The sequence below is a fragment of the Microvirga sesbaniae genome, from assembly GCF_025460805.1.
Taxonomy (GTDB): domain Bacteria; phylum Pseudomonadota; class Alphaproteobacteria; order Rhizobiales; family Beijerinckiaceae; genus Microvirga; species Microvirga sesbaniae.
In genome coordinates this window covers 31,515-41,196 of record NZ_JAMXFJ010000036.1, presented here as the reverse complement: position 1 = coordinate 41,196, position 9,682 = coordinate 31,515, and the positions used below count along the sequence as shown (strand labels likewise).

Annotated in this window: 6 protein-coding genes and 2 pseudogenes; all 8 read right to left on the bottom strand. The window is 61.7% G+C overall.

The features are described 5' to 3' along the window. Positions 1-152, bottom strand: a pseudogene (locus OCW50_RS27400) (aquaporin Z); the annotation flags it as partial. A gap of 755 nt (positions 153-907) precedes the next feature. Then, positions 908-1,963, bottom strand: coding sequence for an IS110 family RNA-guided transposase (locus OCW50_RS27395; RefSeq protein WP_262299771.1), 1,056 nt, complete (start codon positions 1,961-1,963; stop codon positions 908-910). Positions 1,964-2,155: 192 nt separating this feature from the next. Beyond that, a pseudogene (locus OCW50_RS27390) lies at positions 2,156-2,913 on the bottom strand (IS6 family transposase). A 176-nt stretch (positions 2,914-3,089) separates the two neighbouring features. Then, a complete protein-coding gene (locus OCW50_RS27385) occupies positions 3,090-4,547 on the bottom strand; it encodes a YncE family protein (protein ID WP_262299770.1) in 1,458 nt (485 codons plus the stop codon). Positions 4,548-4,594: 47 nt separating this feature from the next. Then, complete coding sequence (locus tag OCW50_RS27380) at positions 4,595-5,053, bottom strand: DUF305 domain-containing protein (RefSeq protein ID WP_262299769.1); 459 nt, start codon at positions 5,051-5,053, stop codon at positions 4,595-4,597. A gap of 254 nt (positions 5,054-5,307) precedes the next feature. Continuing rightward, positions 5,308-6,201, bottom strand: a complete 894-nt coding sequence (locus OCW50_RS27375) for a helix-turn-helix domain-containing protein (protein WP_262299768.1) — start codon at positions 6,199-6,201, stop codon at positions 5,308-5,310. A 305-nt stretch (positions 6,202-6,506) separates the two neighbouring features. Then, positions 6,507-7,142 carry a response regulator gene (locus OCW50_RS27370; RefSeq protein ID WP_262299767.1) on the bottom strand — a complete coding sequence of 212 codons (636 nt, stop codon included), beginning with the start codon at positions 7,140-7,142 and terminating at the stop codon, positions 6,507-6,509. Between the two features lie 35 nt (positions 7,143-7,177). Next, the gene (locus OCW50_RS27365) at positions 7,178-9,106 is read right to left on the bottom strand and encodes a PAS domain-containing protein (RefSeq protein WP_262299766.1); all 1,929 of its coding nucleotides are present in this window, start codon (positions 9,104-9,106) and stop codon (positions 7,178-7,180) included. Positions 9,107-9,682: the final 576 nt, after the last annotated feature.

The window sequence follows — 9,682 nt, the reverse complement described above, 5'->3', positions numbered from 1 at the left end:
CCGAACGCGAGCGAGACGCCGAGCAGCCCGATGCCGACGTCGGGAAAGGCGGCGGCGATCACCGCGCTGCCGCAGCCGGCGAAGGTGAGCCAGAAGGTGCCGATGCCCTCGGCCACGCAGCGGTGGATGTTCTGAGTGTTGTGCAGATCCATGGGCTCCTCCCTGGGCTGACGCAAACCACGTGGGTGCTGGAGCGACGTCGACAAAGCTGTTGATCAAAAGCGGGCCGTCGCAGGCCCAAGTCCAACGCAGGACAGTGACTGATGTGAGCAGCATACGCCTTCACGGTTGGGCAGGGAAGCGGTGCCAGTACCATTTGAAACGTCCGTTCAGCGTGAACCTGAGCCATTGAGCTGTTGCCCATGAAGGTCAGCTCACGCCGCCGATGCGGAATTTCGGCTAACGGCGGCACCGCGCCAGAAGCTGCCTTTCCGCTGTGGCCGGCTTCTATGCCGGCAGCTCCCATCCTGTGGCCGCTGATCGCCTGTGGTACATGGGCTCTCACTTGAATCGATGATCTGCTGCGATTCCCTAAAGGTCTGCTTACCGTCCGAATGCCGAACCTCGGCGAAGGTCCGAGAAGTGCCATTTGTATGGTCCGGCCGTGCGTTGCAAGATGATGTTGGCAGACGGATGAACGTGAGAGCTGCATCAATGTATTCGGCCTCGATGTGGAGCCTCAGCCCCGGGCCATCATGGGTATCCGCGCGCATCCAGGACTCGCTAAGAGAAAGACCTCTATGGGCCATCATGGCACCCAGTCTTGTGGTTGCGTCGGGCAGACCGTTCGTCCATCTCCTTCTTCATCTCGCAGACCTCGGCGGGACAGCCGCTGATTAGATCACTGATCTCATCATCGTCTCCTCAGGGCTGATCGGTTGCAGAAGGAGCTGGCAGCTTCCTCATCTCACATCGCATGAGAGGCACTCCTCGGCTGATAAGCATGTCCACGGGCCAGCACCGCCCAGGCGATGCGGGCGAGCTTGTTGGCGAGCGCAATCACCAGCATGTTGCGATGCAGCCGCCGCCCGGCGGTCTCGATCCAGGGCCACAGGCCGAGTCTGGCTCTATGCGGTCGGCTCACCAGAACGATGTGAGCCGCTTGGACGAACAGCGTCCGCAGGTACTTGTTGCCGCGTTTGGAAATCTTGCCCAGGATCGTACGGTCGCCGGTCGACTCCTGTTTCGGCACCAGCCCGAGCCAGGCGCCAAAATCCCGCCCCTGTTTGAACCCGGCACCCGTGCCGATCGCCGCCACCATGGCCGACGAGATGATCGGTCCCACGCCTGGTACGCTCATCAGGCGCTGGCAGTGCTCGTCCTGGGCAGCGAGCGCTTCGATCTCAGTGGAGACCGCCGCGATGCGCTCATCCAGTCTGTGCCAGTCCTCCACCAGATCGACAATGAGGCGAACGATGCGCGGTGAAAGGGCGTCTGAGGACGAAGCCAAGATGCCTGACAAAGCCTGCCGCAAGGGCGTGAGCCCCTGGCGCACGGTGATGCCGCGCTCGAGCAGGAAGCCGCGGATCTGGTTGGTGACGCCCGTGCGCTGACTGACTAAGCGGGAACGCACCCGGTGCAAGGCGAGGAGATCCATCTGGTCGGGCGTCTTGATCGCCACGAACGACATGGTGGGCCGCTGCACCGCCTCGGCAATGGCTTCCGCGTCGCGATAATCATTCTTGTGCCCCTTGAGGAAAGGTTTGACGTACTGGGCCGGAATGAGGCGCACGTCATGGCCGAGGCCCTGGAGCTGGCGCCCGATGTGGTGAGCGCCCGCACAGGCCTCCATGCCGATCAGGCACGGCGGAATGTTGGCCAGGCGCTGCGTGAGCTGGGGCCGGGAGAGCTTGAGGCGCAGCACGATAGCGCCGCGCTGATCCTGACCGACAAGATGGAAGCTGTTCTTGCCCAGATCGATGCCCAGCGTGGCAATGGCAGCAGAGAAAGAAGACCGTGACATGGGACGTGCTCCTTGCGTGGCTTGAACCCCCACAGCTTACAAACAAGCGGGGCAGGAGCACGGCCGGACCATCCCATTAAGAGACGTTCCCTGTTCAGCAGTAACTTGCGGAAGATTGCGCGGGGTTGCTGTCAAGTTGATGCTTAATAGGCATAGCTGGTGCGGTCAGAGCCGACAGGTCGGTCCAAGCTGTTATACGAGGGCAGCACCGGTCGCATCGCGACAAGGGGCGAAGGCGTGATCACGCGCAGTCCGGTAATTATTGGCAGACAGGAGATGACGGCGGAGCCGGAAGTGGTTGTGGATCGAGCTATTCATTGAGAGAAACTGCTGGGCCTGCCGGGCTGACCTGAATCGCCTCATGTGGCGCTCCCGCCTTCGGGTGGGCTGGTGTGAGACCTCACAGCGGTTGTTCAAGTATCGGCTCTGCCGGTGTTCGACGCCCGGCAGGATCTCGCATTGAGACACGCCATAGGACCCGAGTTTATCCGTCACAATCACCCTGGGCGCGTAGCGCAAGGCCATCAGCAGCTTGCGAAAGAAGCGCTTAAAGCATCGGACCCAAAAGTGGACTTGCCCTTTTGGGATCGATCCGATGCTCTAGCCGCCTTGGTGTTACGGCGACTCTGGACTAAGACGTCGAGCACGTTTCCATTCCGATCGACCGCTCGCCAGAGATAATGCAGTTTGCCCCGAATGCGCACGAAAACTTCATCCAGAGGTAGCGTACCGGGCTGCGGCCGCCGCTGCTTGAGCGTCTTGGCATAAGTTAGCTCAAAGCCCAGGCTTCATTTGCGGATCGTCTCGTAGCAGACCATGATACCTCGCGCCGCGAGGATCAGTTCGACTTCCCGCAAGCTCAGATTGAAGCAGAGATACAACCAGACGGGCTGGATGATGATCTCGGCCGGAAAACGGGACCCACAAAACGGATTGGATGGCGTGCTCATGCCCAGGACCGTGCCATAGATCACCGCCTCTCGCCAACTTGACAGTACCGCTGACACGCCGGTCATTGAGGGCCGAAATTACCGCCAGAATGTCGCGAGCTCTCGTTGACAGCAGGCAGGCTCCGGCTGGGATAGATCTGCGATCATTATGGCGCAATGCCGGGCTGAATTAAACTTCAATCCGCCTGGACCTGAACCGCCCTGCCGAGGGCCTCACCATCCCGCTCGAAAATTGCGAGATAGCGGCGATCGACATGCACGTTGCCTTGAACGATCTGCCGGATTGGGCCAACGGCATTCACGACCGCCGAGCCGGCCGGGTTGGTCACGAAGCTTGCAAGGGGCTCACGTGCGCCACTCCCGTCAGGTTTGCTCACCAGCGCAAGAACATAGGCCCGCGTTGGTTTCAGTCCGGTCGCAGCAGCCTGAAGCACCTGGGTCAAGCCCTGATCAAACAGTGACACGTTGGTCATCGCTTGGCTGCCCGCAGCGGTGGCACCGACAGGCGCAAGGGTGAGGTGGGCTGCTTGGCCAGCAACGCTCAGCGGGTCAAGTCCCTGAGTGCCATCACCCTCCGGAACGGCGTCCGGCACATAAACGAGGGCCTGCGGCGCTTGCCCGATCGGGATCGTTGCCACAACCTCATTCGTCAGTGTGTCGATTGCTGCCAGAGCGTCTGCATTCTCCAACCCGACATAGACCCGCGTGCCGTCACCGGACGGCCAGACGCCATGGGGAAGCCTGCCGACCGGGATCGTCGCGACCATCTCAAAGGTGTCGGTCCGGAAGACCTTGACTTGGTTCAAGCCGCCGACCGTCACATAGGCGAAGCTCCCCTTGGCATTGCGCACGAAATTGACGTGATTGGTGATTGGGCCGGCTTCGATCGTTTTCAGTATCGCAAAGGGCGGGCGGGCGTCGAACGCCTGGACTTGACCAATATCCTTCAGTGTGAACCAGACCTGATCGCCGTCTGGAGTCGCTGCGAGGTTGGGACAGAACGGACTCGCCTGCGGCACTCGCCCAACGACCTTGTGGTCAGCGACGGTGATCACGACAGTTTCGGGAGTAAAGGATGAGCAGACATAACCATAGGTTCCATCCGGCGAGAAGATCTGCATGCCGGGCCCGTTCGACAACTCGATCCGTGTCTTCTCCTCGTACGTCGCACCATCGAGGACAGCAACATAGCCCTCGCCCCGTATCGTCACCCAGACCTCCTTGCCGTCGGGCGTGAAGAACGCCTCATGCGGCGCCCGGCCAACATAGGTGACGTGCTTCACGGCATTGGTTACAGTGTCAATGAAGCTTACGGAGTTCGTTCCGATCGACACGACCGCCAACGTTCTATGATCAGGGGAAAAACCCAGGCCGTGCACGAGAACCTGACCGCGATAAAGGGGACTTAAGTTGCCCGGCTGCGGTTCGCCGAGGCGGATCACACCCAGCAGTCGATTGCTGGCCGGATCAGCAACCGACACCGTGTTCGAAAACTGCTCGGCCGCATAAACGCGGTCACGAGAGGTGATTGCTATGTCAGGATCAGCTGCGGCTCTTGGCACCTGCCCGGCCCGCGCTAAGCCTGGTAGAAGTACCACGGTAAGCAACGCCAGCCTGAGAATATTGCATGTCATGATGAGCAACTCCTGCTTCCAATCGGCTGTCCTGCAGGGTGACCATGTCACTCCCTGGTTTGGTGACCCTGACGGGTATGGGCTCGCGGTATAAATGGCTGGACCGGAGAGCTCCCGGTTGCAGGGGAGTCTTCGATCGCCAACCGCATGACGGCGATTTCCTGCTGCTGTGTGACGATGATTTCCTGTGCGATCCGCCTCAGCTGCTCGTTCTGACCATACCGGAGATAGGCCATTGCCATATTGATCGCACCCTGATGATGCGGCACCATCATCGCTGCAAAATCTCGGTCGACGTTGCCAGAGGGCTTCACCAACATGGCTCGCATCATGGCGCTCATGGCGGCGGAATTCTCCTGAAGGAAAGCTGTATGGCCGTCACGCTCCAGCCGCGCACCCTCGCAACAAGGCTCACTTGAGTCCCCCGGATCGTAAGCCCAGGTGCCGGGTGCAGCCGTCATCGTGAAACCTATCAAACCAAGGACGATAAAGCGACCTGCAACCATGCCCCTGATCTCCTGATTGCTAACCGATGAATACCTGCAGCCGCGCGTTCTCATCCGGAGCAAGAACGGGACATACCCGCTTCCGGCGAGCTTCCATGACAGGTCGTGCCATGCCAAACATCCTTCGATCTTACCCTTGCAACGAGTGGTATCGCGGGCGGTCTGTGAGGTACTGTGAAATCCCGAGAGGGACTGTGGGATTTTGTGAGCTCCAACCAGGCAGACCGCTCTCTCGCTAACCCCTGAATAGCGGGCTAGATCATCTTCTTCCGGTAATCGCGGGGTGAGTGGCCGGTGACCTGCCGGAACAGGGTCGTGAACCGGCTCGGACTGCTGTAGCCCACCGCCATGGCAATGTGCGTGATAGACAAGGTCGGATCGGTCAGCAGTGCCTTGGCCCGCTCGACACGACGACCCATCTGATAGCGGTGCGGCGGCTCGCCGACTGCTTCCTTGAACGCCCGACAGAAGTGGTATGGGCTGAGCCGGGCGATCGCCGCCAGCTCGGCCAAGGAGAGGTCCTGAGGCAAGTTCTCCTCAATGTAGTCGCGCACGGCCCGGTGCTGCCAACTTGCCAGCCCACCCTTGAACTTTGGGCGCTCGACAGGGCGACCCAGCGATCGGTCAATCGCCTGACAGTTCATGATCTCCGAGAGCAGGAGAACCGCGAGCGACTCGACATACACGCGCGAGTACATGTCCGGCTGTGCCAGGACGCGATTGAGCTGGAGCAACAGTTGGGTCAGCAGGGGATGCTCGACATGCAGCATCGGGGAGAGCTGGGGCCGGTCCGTGCTGAGGTGTGAGCAGAGATTTGGGTCCAGATAGGCGGCCGTGAAGGCGATTGGCGTTGTTTCCGGTTGGGACCAGCCCTGCAGACGGCACCCGGCCGGGATGAAGACAAGCTTGCCTCGGACGTCTCGTAAGGTGGAGCATGGGAGTTCGTCTGCAAACGTTTCGCCGTCCCCGCGGTAGAAATTCAGCAAGGCGAGATAATGCCGGCTGCTATGGAGGTTGAACTCGATCCGCCTCGGGCGTCGCATGGCCACATGCTCGGCCTCGAGAATGCCCCAGCCATGGCTCGACCTCAAAGTCTCGGCGGGTAAGCGGTTGCGAACCTGCAGGTTCACCGCATCATCTGGGTTCATGGTCGCCTCCACGAGAGAACTTGGTCTGCCATGACGTGAGCTTTGATACGCTAAAGCATCGGGCCCAAAAGTGGACTTGCCCTTTTGGGATCCATCCGATGCTTTCTTCTTGAATGAGAGCATCGGTCAGAACGGACCGAGCGGGCCGCGCCAGCGAAAACCGGATCCACTTTTCACTGGCGTGGCCCTTCGGGTCGCTGACGCGGCCCGCTGGGTCCGTCCGATGCTCTATGGTGAACCTAAGACAGCCAGAGGACCATCGGGCTCACCCTGATCCGATCTCAGGGAAACCCTGAAGCGCCAGCTCAGATCTCAACCATGTGGTGGCGAATGGCATAGCGGACGATGTCGGCCGTGCTCGTGGCGCCGATCTTGCGCATGGCCGCCGCGCGGTGGCTCTCCACCGTCTTGATCCCGACCTTCAGGATCGGGCCGATCTCCCGACTCGTCCGCCCCTCCCCGATGAGCTGGACCACGGTGCGTTCCCGCGGCGTCAGCGGGACGCCGTCCCGCAGCTTGCCGGGCTTGAGAACCGCCTCGAGCAGGGTGCCGGAGACTTGGCCCGAGATGTAGGCTTCGTGCCGGGCCAGTGTCGCGATCGCCTCGAGAAGGTGGCCCTGGGCGTCCGACTTGAGCAGATAGCCCCGCACGCCCGCCAGCACAGCCTCCCGCAGGATGGCATCGTCATCGTGCATGGTGAAGATCAGGATCTCGGGCCGCGGCGGCTGGGCCCGGAGCCGTTGGGCCACCTCGACCCCGGTCATGACCGGCATGGCATAGTCGAGCACCACGATATCGGGCTTCGTCGTCTCGGCGGCCCTGAGCGCCTCCAGGCCATCCCGCGCTTCCGCGATCACCTCCCAGCCAGACCTTGTCTCGATCAGGGCCCGCAGTCCGGTTCTGAGCACATCATGGTCATCGGCAATGAGGATGCGAGTCATAGTGGACCTCGCGGAAACCAGGCATGGTGCGCATACTAGCGTGACGGTGTCAGGGCGTCTTCGGCGAAAATCCTGAGATTGTCCTCAGGAGAGTGTATCGCCCCATCCTCCCCAGTCGCTGGGTGCAGTGGGATCGAGGCCAGCACGGTGGTGCCCTGTCGACTGCCCGTCAGCGACACGTCTCCCCCCAATTGCCGGACTCGGCTCCGCATGCTGCGAATGCCAACCCCGAGTTCTGGGACGGCATCATCTGTCGTCGCCAGGAGACCAATGCCGTTGTCGGTAATCCTGAGCATCAGGTTCGGTCCATCCACTTGGATTGTCATGGCGACCCGGGTCGCCCGGGCATGGCGATGGACATTGGTGAGGGCCTCCTGAACGACCCTGAGAATGGCCCTCTGCGCGGGCGGTGCGGCACCGTCCGCCGCATCGTCGACCTTGCAGACAAGATTCAGGCCTGCACGTCGCGCGAAGCCCTGAATAAAGTGGCGCAAGGTCGAGGCCAGCCCGTCCCGGTCCAGGCTGGGCGGAAAGAGCAGGTACGAAAAGGCCCGGATCTCGCGCTGAGCCTCGGTCAACGAGGCCATGCCGCGCTCGACTGCCGCCGCAAGGGCCGGATCATCGGGCATCAACTGCTGAACCTGAGCGAGGGCGAGCCCCGCCGCCGCCAGATGTTGGGTTGTGGAGTCATGCAGCTCCGCCCCGATCCGGCGCCGCTCCTCTTCCTGGGATCTAAGGAGTCGTTCTGCCGTAGCGTCAAGCTCCCGGCGCACGCTGGCGAGTTCCGTGACGTCCTCATGCGCCACCACCGCATGTACGGCCCCCTCGTGCTCAAAGCGGTTCGCTCGCAGCAGGAACCTCCGGCCGCCCCAAAGGTACGGCACTTGGAAGTCCGACCGGCTGCCCGCCAGCAGGGCCTGGATTCCTTCGGCCACGGCAGCCGCGTTGGCTTCGCCGTCGGCACCGGCGTGGAAGAACTCGACGTAGTCGGCTCCGACAGGATTGCCTGGCCAAATCAAGGAGGAACGTTCTGCGAACTGGCGCCAGGCCTGATTGACGGCGAGGATCCGCCCGGAGGCATCCAGGATCGCAATCTGGGCCGTGAGGGAGTCCAGGGTCGCCTGCAACAGGCCGGTCGCGGAGCTCAACTTGGCTTCGGCGTCCTTGTAGGGCTGGATGCCGATCGCGGACCCGAACACCCGGGTTACCAGCCCGTCGGTGCCGCGCCGGAACACCTTCTCCCGGCTGTGCAGCCAGACATAGCGGCCGTCGGGGCGCCGCATCCGGTACTCTACCTCAGCGATGGCCTCGTCGGCTAGGAACTTCAGCCGAGCGAGGTGGTCCACCACGGCGGCGAGATCCTCCGGATGGATGAGCCGGCCCAGAACCTCGCCGTCCATGGCCGCGATCTCGTCACGGGACCAGCCGAGGATGTCCCGCACCCGCCCGGTGATAAAGACGTTGCGGTGCTCGATCAGATCATAGACGTAAAGGATGTCAGGCGAAGCCTCGATCATCTGCTGCATAAGGCTGCGGGTGTCTTCCTCCCGTCTCAGGGCCTCATATTCGAGGGTGACGTCGCGGGCGCTTCCGAGGATCCGGTAGATCCGCCCGGTGTCGTCCCGGACCGGAGTGAGAAGCGTCTGATAGTGGATGACGCCGGCAGGCAGGTCCAGGTCCTCCTCATACCTGATGGGGTGTCCCGCTTCCACGCAGGAGCGGTAATGCTCCGTCACGGAATCGGCCACAGCGGGCGGCAGGCATTCATGCGGTGTCCGGCCGGACACGTCAGCGTTCCTGAGGCCGGTGCGTCTCTCATGTGCCGGGTTGAGGAACTCAATGACGAACCGGTCCGGCTCGACCGCGATGATGAAGAGGCTATCGGAGGAGTTCTCGAACCAGACCTCACCGGTCTGCTCGAGCAAGGTGTCGGGGAGCTGCAAGCGCCGCAATAAAGCTCTCATTCGGGTCTCCCGGCCATCCCCTGAAGATGATTGAACTTGGAGCTCGTCTCAGGCCTCCTGCGCCGACCGCGAGACATGGTCGTGCAACTCTGTCCTAAACGAAGTGGCGTCGCCGTTCCGGAGCTTTCGAGCCACTCCGAGGCAGTAACGTCAGGCTTCTCTCGCCGGAGTCTGTTCTCAGGCTGGTCGACCCCTTCCCCAAACGCTCCCCGTCGACCGACAGAGACTAGACGAGGGGCATGACTAAACTGCGTCGTAATTTTGTTCTTCAACGGGGTTGCGCTACGGAACAGGTGACCGGTTCATTCCGCAGGATTCCGCAATCAGCAGCAAGTTTTGACAATCCAGGGCCTCACGGTAGGATTCCGACACGCTTAACCTCCCAATCTCAAGCAGAAGAGACGGCCCAGCTGCCGAGATCCTCGCACGCCACGGTCGCTTATCGGCTTTGGTGCGTGAAAATCAGGTTTGACCCCGGTTCATGACATTCAGGGAGTCAGCCGGTGCATGAGGTTCGTGCATCTCTTCGGCAGTTGAAACGGATCGAATCCCCGCAAGACGCGGCTCGGACGGGCA

Excerpts from the sequence above, each read along its gene's own strand:
- OCW50_RS27395 (WP_262299771.1), bottom strand. The coding sequence starts at position 1,963 with ATGTCACGGTCTTCTTTCTCTGCTGCCATTGCCACGCTGGGCATCGAT.
- OCW50_RS27385 (WP_262299770.1), bottom strand. The coding sequence starts at position 4,547 with ATGACATGCAATATTCTCAGGCTGGCGTTGCTTACCGTGGTACTTCTA.
- OCW50_RS27380 (WP_262299769.1), bottom strand. The coding sequence starts at position 5,053 with ATGGTTGCAGGTCGCTTTATCGTCCTTGGTTTGATAGGTTTCACGATG.
- OCW50_RS27375 (WP_262299768.1), bottom strand. The coding sequence starts at position 6,201 with ATGAACCCAGATGATGCGGTGAACCTGCAGGTTCGCAACCGCTTACCC.
- OCW50_RS27370 (WP_262299767.1), bottom strand. The coding sequence starts at position 7,142 with ATGACTCGCATCCTCATTGCCGATGACCATGATGTGCTCAGAACCGGA.
- OCW50_RS27365 (WP_262299766.1), bottom strand. The coding sequence starts at position 9,106 with ATGAGAGCTTTATTGCGGCGCTTGCAGCTCCCCGACACCTTGCTCGAG.